Source organism: Streptomyces sp. NBC_00353 (assembly GCF_036108815.1).
Lineage (GTDB): Bacteria > Actinomycetota > Actinomycetes > Streptomycetales > Streptomycetaceae > Streptomyces.
In genome coordinates this window covers 542,504-561,745 of the sequence record NZ_CP107985.1, presented here as the reverse complement: position 1 = coordinate 561,745, position 19,242 = coordinate 542,504, and the positions used below count along the sequence as shown (strand labels likewise).

The window sequence follows — 19,242 nt, the reverse complement described above, 5'->3', positions numbered from 1 at the left end:
GCCTTCCGGCGGGAAGTCGCTACTTCCTGCCCAGGCGGGCTTCTGCGGCGGCTTTGTACCGGAATACCGCATCTCCGGAACAAGTGCGCTCCGCCGGTACCACTCAAATCCATTGGGAGCTGCCTGGAGTGCCACGAGGGCACGTCGGCGGCCCGGCACCCGAGCATGGAGAATCCGATGAGCCTCCTGCCCCGCACCGTGTACGTCATCGGTTGCGACAGCTGCGGCGCCACCTACTACGCCCAATGCGCCGACAATGAAGACGACGAATACGAACTCACCCTTCCCACCAGCCAGCTCGACCCGACCTGGGCCCGGCGCATGACCGCCGAGGAGTGGATCGTCACCGACCGTCACGTGTGCCCCGCCTGCGTACGCGCCAGGGGCGACGCCTTCATCGAGCATCTGGAGCTCGAGCGCACCAACCTCACGCTCTTCGACATCCCCGTCCACCGGCCGCACCCCGCCCCGGAAACGGAGGACCCGACATGACCCGAGCCGTCAGGACGTCACCGGACTCCTGACGCAGGCACTGCACCGTCACTGATCCGCGCACCGGCCACCAGGGCCCTGTCCGCCCCCGTATCGCGGGAGCGGACAGGGCCCTTTTTTGTGTCGCGGGCCCCGATGGCTTCAACTCACACCGTCGAGGGCGTACCTGTGCCGGTCTGGCGTGGCCGCGAACCCCGAGGGGGCCAGGAGGTTGATCGATTCCCAGTCTTGCAGCGCCAGACCAGCCTCGGTTCGTGCCGTGAGTCTGGCACGCACCTCCAGCTCTGTGCCCGGCAGACTGCCGAGCGTCTGGCCGGTGGCCATCATGATGATCCAGGTTTCCACCGGGATGAGGATTTGACCGTTGCACCAGGCAGGCAGGGCCACAAGCGTCGTGCGTCGGCCAGCGCGGACCACAGTTGCACGCGTCGTGCTGTGCGACGATCGACTCACCCGAAACCCCTTTGCGTCGTTCTGTGTAGGTCCGGAGTGATCATCCCGTACATCGACCGTTCTGACCAGACTGCGCGGAGTGCTAGGTCTTGGTGCCACTGCCGGATTCCTTAGGTTTCTGCAACCATCTGCCAATGGTCGATAGCAGGGATCGTTCAGCGCTGCGCGCACTGGTTGGCGACGTCGTCGCGCTTCTTGAGAGCCTGACGCACGCCAGGCTGAACTCGGCCTTCGAGTAACTAGGCATGCCACCGGTCCCTGAGGACGCAGGGAGCAAGCGCGTACGGGGTGAAGAGAGTTTCCGTCAGGTGCCTGACGTTGGGCTGCCACAGGTCACGCGATGCATCTTGGAACAGAGCCCCGTCGATGTGGGGCCAACGATCCGCTTCAAGCTCGAGGACCTGCTGTGGGAAGAGGACGCACCGCCGGAGATACCCAAGAAAGCCCGCCGTGAGCTGGCGCGCGCCCTGAACCTCTCAGAGCTGGCTCAGCACCATGAACGTTTCCTCCGGCTGCTTGATCGCTACTGGATGACCGAGGGCGAGGGCATCCCCTTCGATGAACTCGAAGACCTGCTGTTGAACGGGATGCGGCTGGCGACGTTGAAAGCCAGCATCAAGCGGCACGTCTTCCGCAACCCCGGAGACTGGTCAGCAGAAGACCTTTTCGAGAACCTCGGCGCGTTCGAGGCCGGTGACGCCGGGTTCGCCCGCTTTCTGGAGTGCCTGGTGTCAGGGGACGTCCTCCTTGATGAGCACCTCCAGGAGACGACCGTCAGCACGATCAATGGTCATCTCCGTGCTGCCGGAATCGAGTTGAGGCAAACCGGCAGTGACGGCGGCTATCCCGTGTTCACGGTGGTCTCGAGGCGGCTGCACGGCAACCAGCGGCCGAAGAACATCATCTTTGCCTCCCTGACCAAACCGGACATCCGCTTCCGGTCTTCGGTGGGAGACAAGCTGAGTCGAGAGCGTGTCGGCGAAGGTGCTCCATTCCGCGCGGCGTTCTGCCGCGTGTCATTGAACCTGCGCCGTATTGCCCTTCCTCCTGGGCCGGGGAGGCCACTCAACGCGTAGCGGCGTCGGCAAGGATTGCCTGAAGACGTGCTCGGCATTCGGCGACGAAGGCGGGGAAGGTGTCCCAGTAGTAGGAGATCCCACTGACGCCCACTGCGACCGCCCAGGCGCGGGCGCGGGTCCAGGTCACATCATCGAGGTGCAAGGTGTCCCAGTAAGCCTGTCGGGCTTGTGGCGGCAAGTCCCAGACTGTGGAGTGCTCGGCGTCGGGAAAGCCGACCGAGAGTCCTCCGAAGTCGATAACTGCGTGGAGCCTGCCTTCCCGGACCAAGAGATTGGTCGGCTTGAGGTCGCCGTGGAGCCACACATGAGGCCCAGAGGGCTCGGGCAGTGCGAGCGCGGCTCGCCACAACTGTTCCAGAGTGTCAACGTCGAGCTCAGAACCCACCGTGGCGCGGCAGTCGTTGAGACACCTAGTGATCCACTGGTCGCACGGCTCCAGGCTGCCTCCGCGATACCAGCTGAGGCCGTCCGTGCGGGTCGCTCCCATGAGGTCGATGCGGTGGAGTTCCCTCACGATCGCCGCCAGGTCCGCTCCGAAGGCGGCCCAGTCCCGGACGGTGTCCGGGCTGGCTTCGTCACCGTCTATCCAGCGGTAGACCGACCAGACCATGGGGAAGGCATCGGTGGGTGTCCCGGCATGGACGGGCTCGGGAATCGGGCAGGCAAGGTGGCGGGCCAGGCGAGGAAGCCATTCCTGTTCCTTGCGCACGGACTGTCCGTTGTCGGCGGTTCGTGGAAGTCGCACGAGCAGGTCATGGCCCAGCCGATACATGGTGTTGTCCGTGCCTGCGCCTGCGGGCGACAACGGTAGGCCAGCCCACTCTGGGCGCTGTGCCTTCAGTAGTGCTCGGACTAGCGTCTCGTCGACTGGGATCTCATTCTCGTGAAGCGTCACGTCGGAAGTCTCCTCGCCAGATGGAACGGGAAGCCAATGATTTTTCGTCCCGAACGAGGCAGGTTCACTGAGACGTAGGCGCGCCCGACCGGGAGGCCGAGCGGGCCACCAGTGAAATTGCGGCTCAAGGTCGTCCAGCCTCGCCGGCATCGGAGCAGCTGGCGTGAGACGGGACAGCTGTCCGCGCCCCTTCGAAGGCTGAAGCCCGCCGGTGGCGAAGTACCCGGACAAGCCGCAATTGGTCAAGCAGCTGGTCACCACGGCCGGCCGGAAGGCAGCAAAGCCGGTGCAATGGCGTGAGGGCTCCCGGCCCGGCACCGGCCGCAGTGGCTTCAAGCGGGTGTATTCGCGGTTTGTGGTCTCGCGGATTCGGCTTGCCGGACGCGAGACCCGGCAGGCGGCCGAGGGGTCGCAGCTACCGGAGTGCTGGCCGTGTGGCTGCGCGGGTGCGGGGAACGCCTCGGCCAGCACTCTTGGTACTCCGTGCAGCAGCATGGCGGAAGTGGGCCGAGCGGGAGCGTTCATGGCGCCATCTTGAACGTCCCGATGCAAGCAGTGTTGCTGTCCACTACGTGGTGGCTCTGAACGTACAGTCGATGGGTTCCGGTGGGTGATCAAAGTGAAGGAATGGACAAAGGGAGTTCCATTGTTGGGGAACTCCTGGAAGCCGGAACGCGCAAGTGCACAAGCCCGGCTGACGGGGTGACAGAGAATGGGGGCGGCCGGTGGCGTGGCTGACGAGGATCACGGCGGATGAGCAGGTCGAGTACCGGTTGCGGGAGCAGGCCGGGTGCTCGGTGGTGGAGGCGCCAGCCGCTGAGACGGTCGTGCTGGAGGGGGCCGGGGGCGAGGCGGTCGACCATCGGCTGCGGACCGAGGGTGACGCCGTGCTCGTGTGGATTGGCACGGGCCTGTCGACGGTCGGTCTGGTCGATGGGGCGGTGCTGGACGAGGAGGGCAAGGACGCCGCCCGCCGGTTGATGAACGGGTGCCACCCGGCGACTGGGGCCCGGCTGATCCGCTCGCGCACGTCGGCCCGCGCGCACGAGAAAGCGAAGCTGACCACCGCCCGGTTGACCGAGGCGATCGAGGTAGCGGCCGCGAAGCGGGATGTGGAGCCCGCCGACCTGCTGGAGGGCAAGCCCAAGCAGCAGAAGGTCCTCGCCATCCAGCAGCGGATGGTGCACCGGCTCGGTGAGATGCACCGGATGCAGGTCGGCACCCTCCACAAGCTGGCCCGGGCCGCCGGCATCGACCTGGCCGACGTCTACGGCGAGACCGAACTGGCAGAGGCGTGGGCGCACAAGGATGTCCGGGTCGATGACCGGGTCCGCGGCTGGGACCTGGTCCTGGATCTCCCCAAGTCTGACAGCGTGCTGCAGGGCTTAATGGGCAGCCTGGACGAACGGGAGCTGCGCGGCCTGGTCCACCAGGCCAAGCGGGACATGTTTGCCCAGCTCGAATCGTGGGTCGGGTACGCGGTCGGCAGCGAGGACGGGCAGCCGGTAAGGACCGCAACCGGCGGGTTGATGGCCTGGTCGGTCGAGCACCAGGCGGCCCGGCCGATGGGCGACGGACAGCCCGGTGACCCGCACCTGCACCTGCATGTCACGATCTCCAATATGGCGTTGTGCCAGGACGGGCAGTGGCGGTCGATCGCGAACTCGGGGCAGGACCTGCACCGGCACGCCTCCGCCCTCGATGCGTTCTTCAAGGCACGGGTGCGTGCGCTGACGTACGAGCGGTTCGGGGTACGGCGTGAGCAGAATGAGCGGACCGGCGCCTGGGAGATCGTCGGGATCCCCGAGCACGTGCGCGATGAGTTCTCGCGCCGGGCTGCCCTGGTCGACGCGACGGCCGGCGCCGACGCCAGCCGGGAGGAGAAGGCCGCGGTCTCGCTGCAGACCAAGCGAGCCAAGCACGCGGCCGACGCCACGACGATGCGGGACAGCTGGCGTCAGCGGGCCGAGGGCCTCGGTGTCGACGTCGACGCGATGATCTTGGCCGCGGCTCCCGGACCGCCCGGACCAGGCGACGGCCCGGGCATCGACGGTCCTGGCAACGGCCCGCGAACCCCGCCGCCCTCCGACCTCGCCGCGATCGTGTTCGACCCCGATACCGGCCTCACACGGTCGGAGAAGTCGTTCAGCCGCGCCCAGCTGCTTGCCGCGTTGGCGAATGCGTTGGAGTACGGCATCGACGACGGGCCGGGGCGGCTGGACGAGCTTGCCGACCAGGTCCTGGCCGTGGAGGGCTACGCGGTGCCGGTGCCGGCCTTCGGCTCCACCGTGATGTCGTCCACCGCCCGCTACACCACCCAGGACATCCTCGATGCAGAGGACGCCGTCACCCGCCAGGTCCTGGCCCGGGTCGACGAGGGCACCGCAGTCCTGAGTCCGGACGAGGCCGAGCGGGCGATCACCACCTACCAGCGCGCCGTTGGATACGAGCTGTCCGGTCAGCAGCGCGAGGCGGTCGTCCGGCTGCTGACCGCCGGGCACGGCATCGACACGGTGGTCGGCATCGCCGGGGCGGGCAAGTCGACGTTGATGGAGGCGTGCCGGATCGGCTGGGACGCTGCTGGCACCATGTATGCGGGTGCATGCCTGAGCGCGGTCGCCGCCCAGAACTTGGCCAGTGCCTCCGCGATCCCGTCGCGCACGGTCGCGGCCTGGCTGGAGCGGATCACCAGAGGCAAGGGCCTCGTCGGCATCGACGTCCTCGTCCTCGATGAGGCGACGATGGTCGACGACCGGTCCGCGGCCCTGCTGATGACCGAGGCTGCCCGCACCGGTACCAAAATCGTCGGCATCGGCGACCACCTACAGCTCCAGGCGATCGGGGTGGGCGGCTGGTTCCGCGAGGCGCATCGTCTGGTCCACGGGCTCACCCTCACCGAGAACTACCGTCAGGAGGACGCTGCCGAGCGTCAGGCGTTGGAGGTGTGGCGGACCGGCGATCACGAGCAGGCCCTGAACCTGCTCGCCGCCGGCGGTCGGGTCCACGCCGCCGAGAGCGCAGACGGGGCCCGCTCGCAGATCCTCACCGCGTGGGACGAGCTGCGCGGCCGCTGGTCCGACATGCACGACCTCATCGCGGGCATGGTCGTCCTCGCCGCCCGCAACACGGACGTCGACGTTCTCAACGCCGGGGCCCAGCAGATCCGTCGCGCTGCCGGTGAGCTCGGTGCCGAGCGCACCTTCGCGCTGCCCGGCGGTCATCAACTCACCCTCGCGGTCGGCGACGCCGTACGGGTCCGCGCCAACGACTACCGTGCCCGTCGCGGGCAGGGCCCGGACCTTCTCAACGGCTACCGCGCCGTAGTCACCGCGATCGATGACGAGCGCCGGGTCCAGATCAGCTGGCGGCTCAAGGGTCGCGGCGGGAAGCCGCGAGAGGAGTCGGCCTGGCTCAGCCCCGATCAGATTGCCTCCGGGGCCGTGTCGCTCGGCTACGCGATGACGATCGCCGCGAGCCAGGGTATGACCGTGGACACCTCCCTGATGTATGGGCACGGAGCGAACGCTTTCGCGACTTACCCGGGCATCACCCGGGCCCGGTCCGAGAATCATCTGTGGTTGCCGCTGGCGGCGCTGGAGGACGAGACGACGCAGGCACGCCTGGGTGCTGCCCGCAGCGAGAAGGAGATCCTGCAGCGCGCCGTCCGGGCCTTCGCCCAGTACTTGGGGCAGTCGCGGCCGGACGGCATGATCTCCGACCTGCTGCGCGAGCCGCCCACCCCGGCCATGCTGCCCGTGCAGGCCACCCAGGAGCGGCCCGTCGCCCACGGGCCGCCTGCCGAACGGGCGGCCGCAGCAGGAGCGGTGCTGCCCTACGGTGAACAGGCGGAACGGGAACAGGCCCACCGGGCGCCGGTACGCCGCGAGCAGCCGGTGCCCGAGCGCGCCCTGGATGACGAGACAGTGCTGGAGCTGAGCGAGGATCGGCAGCAGCAGCTGGCCGAGTTTCAGCGTCAGCGCGCGATGCGGGCAATCCCTTCCTGGACGGACCGCCCCTACGGCAGGATGTCTGACGCCGATCTGTGCTGGAAGCCTGGCGACGCTTTGCAGCGCGCCAAGATCTGCGACCAGGGCGCCCTGCAGGACGGAGAGGAGGCCCGGGTCCTGGCCGAGCGGCTGGCCCAGGAAAAGGCCCACGGACAGACCAAGGGCCAGTGCCGCGGTGCGGAGGCCATCGTGCTGCTGGACCATGCGAACGGCCATCTCCGTACCGCCCGCGAGGAGCTCGGCCAGGCGGTGCTCGCCCAGGCTGCGGTCAGGGAAGCGAACGCCGCGCTGGAACGGCTGGAGGCTAACAACAGCAAGGGTCGCGTCGCGCTCCGGCTGGCCAGCACCTCGAAGAAGGAACACCAGGAACTGACCGAGCGCTACCGCGCCCAGCGCGCCGCAGGATGGAGCGAGGGGAGCCGGGCCACGTCTGCGGCGAACACCGCCCGGACCGAGGCGTGGGAGACCATCCGCGGCAGCGAGTTCGCCGACGTCTTCCGCGAGATGGGCGCCACCCAGCCCGCACCCCGCGACATCGACGACGTCGCCCGAAAGCTCGCTGCCATGCGGGCCCACGTGCCCGCGTTCACGCAGCGCGTCGACACGAACGACCTCAAGCAGCTTGCGCGCCTGCACGGCCAGGTCACCAAGTACCGGAATTCAGCAGCGATCTACCGGGAAAATGCGGCGCTCATGGTCGAGGAGCAGGCGCTGCGCCGGACCGTCGCAGAGAAGTACGGCGAGCTGCACACCGCGGAGACCAGAGGCAGGGACCTGGACAAGCAGCAGCAGGCCGATGCATCCGTACGGCACGAGCCCGGCTACCAGCCGCCGGCACCGAGCCGCTCTGGACCGTCCCGAGGGCTATGAAACTTCCAGCTCCGTGGGAAGGCACCTCAGGCTGAGTGCGGAGAAGGCCGACAAAGGCGAACGCTGGGCATACTCCGCCACCGACGGCATCGGTCTCTGACAGCAGCAACGGCCCCGGGAGAGCACTCGTCCCCCGGGGCTACCGCGTGCCCGGCTGCTGTCCTGGGCCGAGCACTTCCCTGTAGCGCGGAATGGGTGATGGGTTAGCCGAGGGACTGCAACCTCTTGAGGGTCCGCTGGGCGACGGCCGCCTCTGGGCCGTGGATGTCGGTGACGGCGGCGAGGAGTTCGTTGCCGAGCCTGCGCGCGTCATGGGCGGGGACCGTGCGCCAGAGGCTGTAGACGCGTCGGGTGGCTTCTTCGGTGTCGGGGTGACCAGGGCCTTGGATCGTGGCGCGCAGGCGCGCGGTGTGCAGGTACCACCCGACCGCGGTGGCATGATCATCCATCAGGTGGGCGATGTGTCCCCGGACTTCCCGGATGTGGACGGTGTCCAGATGCTCGGCGCCGCACTCGGCGGCGATCTCGGTGTCGAGCTGGTAGGCCATCCTCGCGGCGTCCTGCAACTGGCCGCCGGTGGCCGCAGCGGCGACGGCGGCCAGGCGCTCGCGCAGCACTTCCGGGATCCGGGCCTGAGGGCCAGTTTGCGCGGCGGGGGCGAGTGCCGGGGCGCCCCAGAATGCCGGAGTCACGATGCCCCAGGGGTGGAACAGCTCTTCGTGCTCGTGCATGGCGGGACGCCTTTCGGTTGTGCCGGTCACCACTTCACCACCCGGCGGACTTCGGTGATTCGAGTCATGGCGCTCGTGGAGTTGCGCCAGCTGCTGTACGAGACGATCCGGGTCCGTACGCCGGTGCGGGGCGCTTCGATGATCTTGCCGTCCCCGATGTACATGCCGACGTGCCCCGGGCGCGCGTCCGATCCGTCGCTGCCCGGATTGAATACCAGGTCCCCGGGCTTGGGGTCGTCGATACTGACCCGGTCGCCGATATTGACCTGGTCGTAGGTGACCCGGGGGATGGTGACCCCGGCGGCCCCGTAGGCCTGCTGCGTCAGGGACGAACAGTCGCACCAGTGGGCGGACCTCTGGCCGTGGGCGTTAGTGCAGTCGCCGCCGAGGCGGTACCAGCCGCCCCTCTGCTGCATCGCCCAGGCCACCGCGGTGCGGACCTTGCGGGGCGTTCCGGCGGGCAGAGAGTGTTCGGCAGGCAGATCCACCTCCTCGCTGGACGCGGGAGCGGTGAACTGCCGGGCGGAAGCCATGATGATCTGGACGTAATTGTATGTTTGGCCTTTGGCGAACTGCTCGTCCGGGACGCCCTGGTACTGGTCGACGCGGCCCCAGCCGGCGTTGTAACCGGCGAGCGCGAGTTCGATGGGTGAGCCGTTGTACTGAGGGTGTGCCTTGCCCTTCTTCAACAGGCTGCACATGAACTTCCCCTGCCCAGCGATGGCGTCCGCGGGTTCCCAGACGCTCCTGGTCCCGTTGCCGTTTCCGTCCACGGCCCAGGTCGGCCAGGTGTCCGGCATGAACTGGGCGATGCCCTGCGCGCCAACGCCGGGAGATTCAGCCCGAGGATTGAAGTTCGATTCCTGTTTCAGCTGGGCTGCCAGGATCGATGGTGGCAGCCCCTGGTCACAGTCTGCCGAGACCTTGAGGATCATCGGCGCGTACTCGGCGGGGACGCCACCCCTGCCGATTCTGAGGCTGCCTGCCGTCGGCTCCACACTGCCTCCGCCTCTATCGTCGTCGAACGTCGCAATGAGCAGCACGATTCCCATGCCGAACGCGACCGGTGTCATGACGGCCCCGCCCACGGCAACGGCCAGCCAGCGCTTTACGCGCACAGTCCCCCTAAGCCTGTACTCCTGCATTTGCGTAAAAGAATCCTGATGGCTGGTCTGTTCTGGCGAGAGCCAACGCCACTCAGGTTGCGTGATACTGCGTGACAGTATGCCATCACGGCTTTACAGGAGGCAGGTTGACAATAACTTTTGTTGTCACCCGCATCGGGACGATATGGTTCTGGGGCGCTTGTGGACGACAAGCGGGTACGGCGAGTTAGCTGCCGCAAATAACTTGCGTGCCGCATGGGAGGTAAGGGTGGGCAAAAAGAAAGCCGCGCTGATGGCGCTGCCTGCCGGATCCCGTCTGGTGCTGCCGGTGATGGCAGCGACCGGGGGGAGCGGGCGCTCCACCGTGGCCGATCTGCTCGCCGGAGCGATGACGGCGGCCGGGACCCGCACGGTTGTGCTCGATACCGCACCGCGCCTCTCCTCACCCTGGCCCTCGTGGACGACCGGGCAGGAAGCCGGAGGCCTGGCCGCACTACCGCCCGACCGGCCACTGACCCGATCCCAGGTCCAGAATGCGGCCGCTCGGCGACCGGCCGGACGGGACGCGGGCTGGCAGGTGCTCACAGACGGACGGGACTGGCACAGCCCGCCGCTCGCACTTCCGCCGGACCCTGCCGCCTGGCTCCAGCTGGCCGCCCTCGGCGGCTGGCAGACCGTCATCGCCGACACCACGCACCCCGTCGCCCACGACATCCTTGACGCTCGTTGCGCCGCGCGGATCGGACAGACCCGGGCCTGGTGCGAACTCCCCTACGCAGTACCGGTGCTGTGCGCGGCCGCCACCGCCAGCGGCGTCCAGGCCCTGCAGCAGGCCATGACGGCGCTGCATGCCGACGGCATGCCGCTGCAGCGCACGGTTGCCGTACTCGTCGCACAGACCGACGGGCGGTTGCCCGCCGTCGTTCGGGCAGGCGCGACGATGCTGACTTCCCGCACCGCTGCCGTGGTGCACCTCCCGCACGACCCGCACATCCGCGCCCACGGGCTGCGGACGGCATCCCGGCTGCGCTCACGCACCCAGCAGGCCGCGCGCTCGCTCGCCCAGGCAGTTCTGACGGCGGCTGGCGCTACCTGGGGCATACCGCTTCCCGAAGCGCCGCGGCCCGCGCCGCTCGCCGTTGTTTCCCCCGCTTCCAGATGACTTTGACGAGGTGTCGGCTATGACGTTGATGACCACCCTGCACACTTTGGCCAGCGACCCGGGCCTGCATGTACTCGCCGATGGCAAGGACCCGGTCGTTCCGAAATACACCCCGGAGCTTCCCGACGCGGTGAACACCCAGGTCAAGACGATCCTGTCCTGGACGGCCGGGTTCGGTCTCGCAGCAGCGGTGATCGGTGGACTGACCGGCTGGCTCCTGGTCGCCGTGGGCCACAACAGTGAACGCGCACAGCTGGCTGCCCGCGGCAAGCAGAGCGTGCTGTGGAGCCTGTGCGGAGCCGGAGGCATCGGTGTGACCAGCAGCCTCGTCCTCGCGGTCTACAACATGGCGAAGTGAGGCGACGGCGGATGGAAACCCACGACCGTACGGCCCGCAGGGCCAAACTCACACTTGCCGGGCTCGCTGTACTCGCCGCCGCAGGACTGGCCGCCGGAGGCGTCGCGGCCTACTCCCTTCTCGGAAACGACGATTCAGGGAAGCGCGCGGCAGGACACTCAGTTACGGCGAAACCAGAGCCGTCCGCGACCGGATCCAACGGCGGCGGCAGGATGACCCCGGAGAAGGCGAAGAAGATCACGCTGAGAGTCCCGACGGGGCAGCAGAACGGGGTTTCCACCGGCTTCCCTCACAGCCCGAGCGGCGCCATCTCGGCAGCTGTCTACTTCTGGGAGGAGTTCGCCTTCCTCGATGATCAGAAAGCACGCCAGCAACTTGAGGCCGTCGTGTCACCGGATGCTGCTGGCTACGTCGACGAGCAGATCTCCGAAGTCCGCAAGATACGTGAAGGCGCCAACCTGCCGTCGTCCGGCGGAACGCCCGCCGGGATCACCTTCACCACCACCGTCAACGCGGTCCGCGGAAAATCACTGACCCCTGACGGGGAGGTGGTGCAAATCTGGATGAACTACGACCGCTACGCGACCACGCCTGAGAAGCCAACGGACGACGACCCGCTCAAGGACGAGGACGTCGACTTCATCCTCAAGTGGCAAAGCGGCCAGTGGAAATCTACCAACGAGCCGCAGTACTGGAAGAAGCGGAGCTTCCCCGTCGCCTACTTCCCTGAATCACCGTACGCATGGGACGACGGGTGGGTGCAGGTGAGGCATGCGGACTGACCGGACACAGCGAGGCCTCGTCCGTCGTTTCGTCTGTCTCGTGGTTGTCCTACTGGTGTGCTTCGGATCCGGTCTGAGCGCCGCCCCCGCAGCAGTGGCTGAGGACAAGCCGAAATGGCATCTCGACTACGGCCCTGACAGCGGCAAGAAGGCGCCAAACGACTGGTCCGGCGGTTCGACAGTCGGGATCGACAACAAGGGCCACTACTGCCTGTACGACGAGATCGACGACACCAGCATCTGCCGACTGCCGGAGGCCGGTGAAATGCCCGGCACCGTCGACATCTGCGAGGGAGCTGACGGCACTGGGGCCCGAAACTGCTCCGAGGAGGGGCGGCACGCGTTCGAGAAGCGTCGGCTGGAGAAGTGGCGAAAGAACTATCCGAACAAGGCCGACGATCCCAACTACGAAAAGCTAAACAAGTTCATCACCGACTGTGTCAACAAGGGCGGCATATTCCGGGAGTGCCAGCGTGAGGGCGGCGACAAGTACCCGCCCAAGGCGAAGACCCCTTTCACGTGGGCGGCCGGGAAGATCTCGGAGATGGCCTCGAACGCTCTGCAGGAGGCTGCTCGCTACATCGGTAAGTCCGTGGTGTGGCTGCTGGAGGAGTTCGCGAAGGTCTTCAACGATTCGTCCACCATCGATCTGTCCAAGACCGGCATCGGCAAGCCGAAGGGGATCATGACGGTCCTCTCCCTGCTGATCGCGACGTTCCTGTTGCTGCTGCAGTTCGGGAAGGTGGCGATCAGCCAGCGAGGCGAGCCCGCGGCGACCGCCGTGATGGGTCTGGCGAAGTGGGGGATCATCTCGTCGGTCTACGTGATCGCCACGCAGACGGCTCTGACCTGGTCGGATGCCGTGTCCACCTGGATCATCAACTACAGCTTCCACGGTGGCGGCTCGGGTGCGGGCGATGCAACCAAGGCGATGCAGCAGCAGCTGGGCGCCCTGTTCGGCGGGCTGATTACTGGTGGCGGCGGCGCGGCGACCGTGGGCACGGCGCTCATCACCGGTGAAGGTGTGACGGCCGCGGCGGTCGGCGTGATCATCGTGGTCGGCATCGTGTGCATCCTGGCGATCGCCGCACTGTGGATCGAGGTGCTGCTGCGGCAGGCCGGAATCATGATCCTGGTGGCGACCATGCCAGTGGTGCTGGCCGGGCAGATGTCCGACTCGACGCAGGAGTGGTGGCCAAAGGCCAGGAACGCGCTGATTGCGCTGGTGTTGATGAAGCCGATGATCGTGCTCTGCTTCGCGATCGGGTTCGGTGCCATGTCCGAGGGCGACGGCGTGCAGAACATGTTCGTCGGCCTTGTCATCTTCGTCCTCGCCTGCTTCGCATGGCCCGTCCTGGCGAAGTTCATGACGTTCTCCACCGTCGGTGGGGGGAGCGCGATCGCGTCCGGACTCATGAGCTCGATCGGCTCGTCCGCCGCATCGATGAGCGGCGGCTACCGGCCCGAGATGGGCGGGGCCGGGGCGGTCGGCGGCGGCAGCGCCTATACCCGCGCCCTGGAGCAGGACAACGCCCAGGCCTCCGCCAGCGGCTCCAACGCCGTGCAGAGCGCGGGCAGCAGCACCCGGGGCGGGAGCGGACGGACCTTCGGATCCCGGGTCATGGGCACGGTCGGCCTGCCCCTGCAGGTCCTCGCCGCGGGCAAGGACACCCTCGAGTCCGGCATGGCGAGCACCGCCGGCCACGCGGGTCTCGACCACGGGGCGGCCGGCGGCCGTCACGTCGTCATCGCACAGCGGCGCCATTCCGCCTCCGCCGGACAGCCGCAGGAAGCGGACGACGGTGCGCAGAGAACGCTGCAACCGGTGCAGCCGCCCAGCCCTCCGACTCAGGGATAGCCGATGACACAACCCATCACCTACAGCGGATGGCAGTCGGAGAAGTCCGGCTTCATGGGGCGGCTGTCCGGGCCCGGTTTCGCCCTGGTCGCCGTGTCCTGCGCGCTGCTGCTCACCCCCGTCAACCTGTCCAGCTGGGCCGTGGCCGCCGTGTGCGTGCCGCTGGCTCTGCTGTTGCTTCTGCTTGCCTTCGGGCGGGTGAGCGGGCTGAGCGCCGATGAATGGATCCTTCTGGCAGTGAGGCATCAGATCGCCGTGGCAAGAAAACAGAACATCTTCTTCAGCGGGCCTTTCGCTCCCCGATCCGCCCGCACCGGGCACCAGCCGATGGATCTGCCAGGCACCCTTGCCCGGCTCCGCATCTTGGAGGCACCGGACGGTCTGGGAGGGCTCCTCGGTGTCGCACACGACCCGGTGGCCGGTACGTACACCGCGGTTGCCCGCGTCTCGTTCCCCGGCCTTGCGCTGGTGGACAGTGACAAGCAAGCGGCCCGGGTTTCCTCCTGGGCTGCGCTGATGCGCACGTTCTGCACCGAGGACTCGCCCATCACCCGCCTGTCCGTACACCAGCGATGTCTGCCCGACGACGGGGCTGCCTTGCGGTCCTGGACCGCGCAGCACATCACCGCTGACGCCCCGGCAGCAGCGGTGAGCGCCCTGGCCGATGTCATGGAAGGCGCGGGCCCCGCGGCGACCTCCCGGGAGACGTACTTGTCCGTCACCCTGTCGGCGTCCCGGGCCCGTCTCGCCATCAAGGGCGCCGGCGGCGGCCAGGTCGGCGCGGCCGCGGTCCTGGTGCGCGAGCTCCACGCGCTGGGCGGAGCACTGAGCACCGCGAGCCTGCAGGTCGTCGAATGGCTCTCCCCGCGGGGTCTGGCCCAGACCGTGCGCACCGCGTACGACCCCGACGCCCAGGTCGCACTCGCCAACGCTAACTCCGCTGCCCAGATCCTGGGATGGGAAGGCACCGAAGAAGGCGTCGACCCCGCCCTCGCCGGGCCCGCGGCCGCCGAGACCGGATGGGGCACCTACCGCCACGACGGGGCCTGGACGGTCACCTATCAGGTGCGTACCTGGCCGCAGGCACAGGTGTACGCGACGTTCCTGCAGCCGCTGCTGCGCCCCCGGCGCAACGCTCGGCGCTCGATGAGCCTGGTCTACGAACCACTCGGCCCGCGCCGGGCCCGCCAAGAGCTCGCGAAAGAGAAGAGCAAGCGGTCCTCCGCCCGGCACCTGCGGGCCAAAACCGGCCGGGACGAGAGCGAGGACGAGCGCCGCGAGGTCAACCTCGCCCGCACCCAGGACATGGCCCGCGCGTCGGGCCAGGGCGTGGTGCGGATGACCGCGGTGCTGTCGGTGACCGTCACCGACCTGGAGGAACTGGAGACGGCCTGCGCGGAGATGCAGGCCGATGCCGCGGCGGCTGGCCTGGAACTGCGGCGCATGTGGGGAGCCCAGGACGTCGGGTTCGCCGCGGGCGCACTTCCGCTTGGCCAGGGACTGCCGGACCGACGGACGGGATTCTGATGGGCCTCCTCACCCGCCGCCGCACAGGCGACGACACCCTGCTGGAAGCCGCCGGGATCGGCGAAGCCACCGGCATCAACACGACGCTCGTCCCCGCTCCGGCAGGGCCGACGGCAGCCGAACAGCGCGCAGCCCGCCGTCTCGAAGACGCCGACACCGTGATGCGGATCGCCCCCCGCAGGGGATGGGCGCACCCGTATGCGGGGCGGTCCGCGTCCCTGCCCCGGACCGAAGTGGTGCGCGCCGATACCGGCAACGCGGCCGGCGCCTACCCCTTCCTGCACGCCGGGGCACTGCCACCGGTCGGCGCGTACATCGGCCACAACACCCTGACCACGCAGGCGTTCTCCGCCCACCCGGCGGTCTGGGTACGCGAAGGACTGTGCACCAACCCCAACGTCATGATCACCGGCATTCCCGGGTCCGGTAAGAGCGCGCACATCAAGGCGTTGTGCTTCCGGCTGATGGCGTTCGGGCACCGCACCCTGATCGCGGGCGACGTGAAGGGCGAGTACGCGGGCCTGTGCCGCCACCTGGGAGTTGAGCCGGTCCGGCTCGGCCCCGGCCTGCCCGGCCGCCTCAACCCTCTTGACGCCGGACCGCTCGGCGCGGGCCTCGACCGGATCACTGACTCGGCCGAACTCCGCAGCCGCCTGCAGGAGATCCACCGCCGCCGCCTGACGCTCTTCAAGGCCCTGCTGGAGCTCCAGCTCAAGCGGACGCTGGAGTCGCAAGAGGAAGAGGCCCTGGACGTCGCGGTGCGAGAGGTAACGGGCGAGCTGTACGGACAGACCCGCCTCGCGGTGCCCACCTTGCCGCTGGTCTACGACAAGCTGCGCGACCCCACCGACGCGATGGCCAAGGAACTCCGCGTCCGCGACGGCGAAGTGCAAAGGGCCCGCGAGCAGATGGCCACCATCCGCTCGGCGCTCGGCGCCATGGTCAACGGTCATCTGGGCGGGCTCTTCGACCAGGAGACATCCATCGGCCTGGACTGGGAGGCCCCCATCCAGTCCGTCGACATCTCCGCCCTGGAACAGTACGGCGACGAGACGGTCGCCATGGTGCTGTCCTGCGTCTCCTCCTGGGCACAGGCGGCGATCGACCGGCCCGGCCAGCGCCCGTGGGTCGTCGTACGCGACGAGCTGTGGCGCCAGATGCGCAGTGGCGGCGCCGCCATGGTCCGCAAGATCGACGCGGATCTCAGACTCTCCCGGGCGACCGGCACCATCCAGATCCTGGCCACCCACCGCCTGTCCGACTTCGAGAGCGTCGGCGCGGCCGGCTCGGAGGCCGTGGCGATCGCCAAGGACCTCATCTCCTCCTGCGAGACCCGCATCCAGCTCGCCCAGGACACCCGCCCACTGCAGATCACCCGCGAGGCGATCGGACTCACCGACGCCGAATGCGACCTGATCGGCTCCTGGGGTGCAGGCCAACGCGGCCGCGCCCTGTGGAAGGTAGGCCGCGGCGGCGGCTCCCATGCCGTCCAGCTGGTGCTCTCCCACATCGAGCAGAAGTTGTTCGAGACCGATGAGCGGATGGTCGTGTGATGGCGACGGGGAAGAACGGCCCGTCCGCCGCCATGGACGACAACACCCTGCTCGCCGCCTACGGTGCCGGCGCACTGGTCTCGGTCGGCGGCGCGGTGCTGCTGGCCGCACCGCTCGCCTCTGCGCTGTCCGGACGCGGGTGGGCGACGCGCACCAGCAGCGTCCCCGCGACCGTTCTCACCGCGCTCGTACGCGGACCAGGCGCAGCTTACGAACCGGCCCCGCCGGCCTGGCTGTTCTACCTGCTCGCCGTGCTCCTGATCGTCGTCGTCCTCGTCCTGGTGGTCAAAGCCATCGGTCTCCTTGATCGCAGCGGCCGCACCGGCGGAGCGCAGTGGGGCGGGGTGAAGGTGGAACGCAAGCTCGCCGCACCCCAGGACCCGGTCAGGCGCGCCAACCGGATCACCGCCGGGCGCGGGATGCGGACCAAGAAGATCGTGGCCGCCCAGCCCAACATCTCCGCGACCGTGTTCGGGGTGCCCGGGTCGTCGAAGACGACAGGGCTGGTGCTGCCGAACGCCGCCGAGTGGCAGGGGCCCTTGGTCGTGACGACCACCAAGGCCGCCGACCTGGACATCATCGACGCCCGCCGCCGCCACTTCGGCCCCGTGTGGGTGATCGCCCCCGCCGGAATCCCCGGCCGTACCACCCAGAAGTGGTCTCCGGTGGACTATTGCACCGATGCCAAAGCAGCCGACCGGATGGCCGCATGGATGGCAGAAGCCTCCTCCTCCGGCGACGACAAGCGCGCCGCCCCCTGGATCGACCAGGCCAAGAGCGTCCTCAAGGGCGTCCTGCTGGCGGCGAACCTCTCCGGAGGCGGCGTCAGCGCGATGCGCCGCTGGCTCGGGCTGGGCAAGGACGCCGTCGACCACGTCCGCGCCGTCCTGCTGCAACACGGCTACACCGAAGTCGCCGACGACTACGCATCCCCTTGGCTGCGCCTCCACGAGGACGGCATCGGAAGCATTCAGTTCAGTCTCAACGTGCTGGCCCGGGTCTACGCCGACGAAGAAGTCCGCGAGACATGCTCCGGCACCGACTTCACCGTCGAGGAGCTCCTGCAGGCGAACGGCACCGTCTGCCTGATCGCCTCCGAGGCCGATGCCGAACGGTTCGCCCCGCTGCTGACCTCGATCATCGCGTCGATCATCCACGGGGCCGAAGTCCGCTACAACACGACCGGAAAGCCGCTGAACCCGTCCCTGGGAGTCATGGTCGACGAGGCCGGCAACATGCTTCGCTACCCGAGACTGCCGAACATCCTTACCACCGGCCGCGGCATGGGAATCGACGTCCTGACCGTCTGGCACGACCTGTCCCAACTCCGCGACCGGCTCGGCACCCAGAAGGCCAACACCGTGCTCTCCGCAAGCGGTCTGCGGATGCTGCTGCCCGGCTGCGGCGACCTGGAGACCCTGCGCTACTTCTCCGGCCTGTACGGACGTACCGAAGTCATGCGGACCTCCCACGGCCGCTCCCGAGGCGAGTACTCCACCAACACCTCAGCCACCGAGACCGACCTCGCCCCGGTCCACTCCCTTCAGCAACTGCCGGACTTCACCGCCATCGCCCAGTACTCCAACCAGCCCCCGATCAAGGTCAAGATGCGGCTCACCTTCCGCGACAAAGACCTCAAGAAGCTGCTGGCCGTCCCCGCTCCTCCGACAGGGACGGTCAGCTTCACCAAACCCGCCGCACCCGGGAAGGCCGGCACCCGTGTCTGACGCGCTCGACAACCCCGCCTCCCTGTGGCCAGCACCGGCCGCCGCCAAGCCGGAGCCTCAGCGGTGGGTGTGGGCTGCCATGGACCCGCCCGAGCGGCGTGCCCGGATGCGAGAACTCGCGATCTGGGTCGACTGGCTGCGCCTCACCTTCGAACTCCACAACAACATCCCGCCGTGCTGGTACCGGCACCCGCCCGTCGTCGAGCACTTGACCGCCCTGTACGTCGGCTGGCTGCGCACCTATGCAGGTGAACGGGCCGCGGGGCGGGAGCTTGCCGAAGGCGACTGGATCAACACCCTGTATAGCTTCACGCCCCGCCTGCAGCTGGCCGCCTGCGCCAGCGGCCGCCACCAGGACCCGCCACCGCTGGTGGCGCCACCGCCCGGCGCCGACGAGGCCTTCGAGGCGTACCTGCTCACCGCCGACACGACTACGGCCGCGGCCGCGCATCCGGCCGCGGCGGAACTCGCCCGACGTACCGCCGAACTGCAGGCACCGCTGTAGCGGCGCCGCAGGACCATACACACGCGAAGGGGGCCTGCGTACGTATCCCGCTACATGCCGAAGAAGCCACTCAGCAGCGCGACGACGTCCCGGAGCGCGCCGAACTGCCCTCGCGGGCTCTTGCCCGTGACACCCGA

15 protein-coding genes and 1 pseudogene are annotated in these 19,242 nt (G+C 68.4%); 12 read left to right on the top strand and 4 right to left on the bottom strand.

The annotated features are described in order from the left end of the window. Nucleotides 1–177: 177 nt before the first annotated feature. On the top strand, nucleotides 178–492 hold the full coding sequence (locus OHA88_RS02590) for a hypothetical protein (RefSeq protein WP_328624024.1): 315 nt from the start codon (nucleotides 178–180) through the stop codon (nucleotides 490–492). Between the two features lie 141 nt (nucleotides 493–633). Here the strand turns inward: OHA88_RS02590 and OHA88_RS02585 are convergent, their stop codons facing one another. After that, nucleotides 634–837, bottom strand: a complete 204-nt coding sequence (locus OHA88_RS02585; RefSeq protein ID WP_328624023.1) for a hypothetical protein — start codon at nucleotides 835–837, stop codon at nucleotides 634–636. 455 nt (nucleotides 838–1,292) lie between these two features. Between OHA88_RS02585 and OHA88_RS02580 the strand changes: the two genes are divergently transcribed. Continuing rightward, on the top strand, nucleotides 1,293–2,021 hold the full coding sequence (locus OHA88_RS02580; protein WP_328624022.1) for a hypothetical protein: 729 nt from the start codon (nucleotides 1,293–1,295) through the stop codon (nucleotides 2,019–2,021). On the opposite strand, the gene OHA88_RS02575 is transcribed toward OHA88_RS02580, so the two are convergent. Continuing rightward, on the bottom strand, nucleotides 2,011–2,919 hold the full coding sequence (locus OHA88_RS02575; RefSeq protein WP_328624021.1) for an aminoglycoside phosphotransferase family protein: 909 nt from the start codon (nucleotides 2,917–2,919) through the stop codon (nucleotides 2,011–2,013). The two genes, OHA88_RS02580 and OHA88_RS02575, sit on opposite strands and share 11 nt — an antisense overlap. Before the next feature lie 205 nt (nucleotides 2,920–3,124). Between OHA88_RS02575 and OHA88_RS44440 the strand changes: the two are divergent. Both OHA88_RS44440 and mobF read left to right on the top strand, forming a co-directional pair. Further along, a pseudogene (locus OHA88_RS44440) lies at nucleotides 3,125–3,349 on the top strand (IS701 family transposase); the annotation flags it as partial. Between the two features lie 295 nt (nucleotides 3,350–3,644). After that, nucleotides 3,645–7,796 (top strand): MobF family relaxase, encoded by a 4,152-nt coding sequence (mobF, locus tag OHA88_RS02570; RefSeq protein WP_328624020.1) that lies wholly within the window; start codon nucleotides 3,645–3,647, stop codon nucleotides 7,794–7,796. A 203-nt stretch (nucleotides 7,797–7,999) separates the two neighbouring features. Here the strand turns inward: mobF and OHA88_RS02565 are convergent, their stop codons facing one another. Both OHA88_RS02565 and OHA88_RS02560 read right to left on the bottom strand, forming a co-directional pair. Then, the gene (locus OHA88_RS02565) at nucleotides 8,000–8,527 is read right to left on the bottom strand and encodes a hypothetical protein (protein WP_328624019.1); all 528 of its coding nucleotides are present in this window, start codon (nucleotides 8,525–8,527) and stop codon (nucleotides 8,000–8,002) included. Nucleotides 8,528–8,553: 26 nt separating this feature from the next. Continuing rightward, the gene (locus tag OHA88_RS02560) at nucleotides 8,554–9,645 is read right to left on the bottom strand and encodes a C40 family peptidase (protein ID WP_328624018.1); all 1,092 of its coding nucleotides are present in this window, start codon (nucleotides 9,643–9,645) and stop codon (nucleotides 8,554–8,556) included. 256 nt (nucleotides 9,646–9,901) lie between these two features. On the opposite strand from OHA88_RS02560, the gene OHA88_RS02555 reads away from it, so the two are divergent. From OHA88_RS02555 to OHA88_RS02520, 8 genes are all read left to right on the top strand, one after another. Next, nucleotides 9,902–10,795, top strand: a complete 894-nt coding sequence (locus OHA88_RS02555; protein WP_328624017.1) for a hypothetical protein — start codon at nucleotides 9,902–9,904, stop codon at nucleotides 10,793–10,795. 19 nt (nucleotides 10,796–10,814) lie between these two features. After that, nucleotides 10,815–11,153, top strand: coding sequence for a hypothetical protein (locus OHA88_RS02550; protein ID WP_328624016.1), 339 nt, complete (start codon nucleotides 10,815–10,817; stop codon nucleotides 11,151–11,153). Nucleotides 11,154–11,365: 212 nt separating this feature from the next. Then, nucleotides 11,366–11,935, top strand: coding sequence for a hypothetical protein (locus OHA88_RS02545; RefSeq protein ID WP_328624015.1), 570 nt, complete (start codon nucleotides 11,366–11,368; stop codon nucleotides 11,933–11,935). A 40-nt stretch (nucleotides 11,936–11,975) separates the two neighbouring features. Continuing rightward, nucleotides 11,976–13,793 (top strand): hypothetical protein, encoded by a 1,818-nt coding sequence (locus OHA88_RS02540; RefSeq protein ID WP_328624014.1) that lies wholly within the window; start codon nucleotides 11,976–11,978, stop codon nucleotides 13,791–13,793. 3 nt (nucleotides 13,794–13,796) lie between these two features. Next, nucleotides 13,797–15,320 (top strand): SCO6880 family protein, encoded by a 1,524-nt coding sequence (locus tag OHA88_RS02535; protein ID WP_328624013.1) that lies wholly within the window; start codon nucleotides 13,797–13,799, stop codon nucleotides 15,318–15,320. Continuing rightward, nucleotides 15,320–16,873 carry a type VI secretion protein gene (locus OHA88_RS02530; RefSeq protein ID WP_328624012.1) on the top strand — a complete coding sequence of 518 codons (1,554 nt, stop codon included), beginning with the start codon at nucleotides 15,320–15,322 and terminating at the stop codon, nucleotides 16,871–16,873. Before OHA88_RS02535 ends, OHA88_RS02530 begins: the two co-directional genes overlap by 1 nt. Beyond that, nucleotides 16,873–18,600: a type IV secretory system conjugative DNA transfer family protein gene (locus OHA88_RS02525; protein WP_328624011.1), complete on the top strand. Its 1,728-nt coding sequence runs from the start codon at nucleotides 16,873–16,875 to the stop codon at nucleotides 18,598–18,600. Before OHA88_RS02530 ends, OHA88_RS02525 begins: the two co-directional genes overlap by 1 nt. Continuing rightward, nucleotides 18,593–19,105, top strand: a complete 513-nt coding sequence (locus OHA88_RS02520) for a hypothetical protein (protein ID WP_328624010.1) — start codon at nucleotides 18,593–18,595, stop codon at nucleotides 19,103–19,105. Before OHA88_RS02525 ends, OHA88_RS02520 begins: the two co-directional genes overlap by 8 nt. The last annotated feature ends 137 nt before the right edge of the window (nucleotides 19,106–19,242 follow it).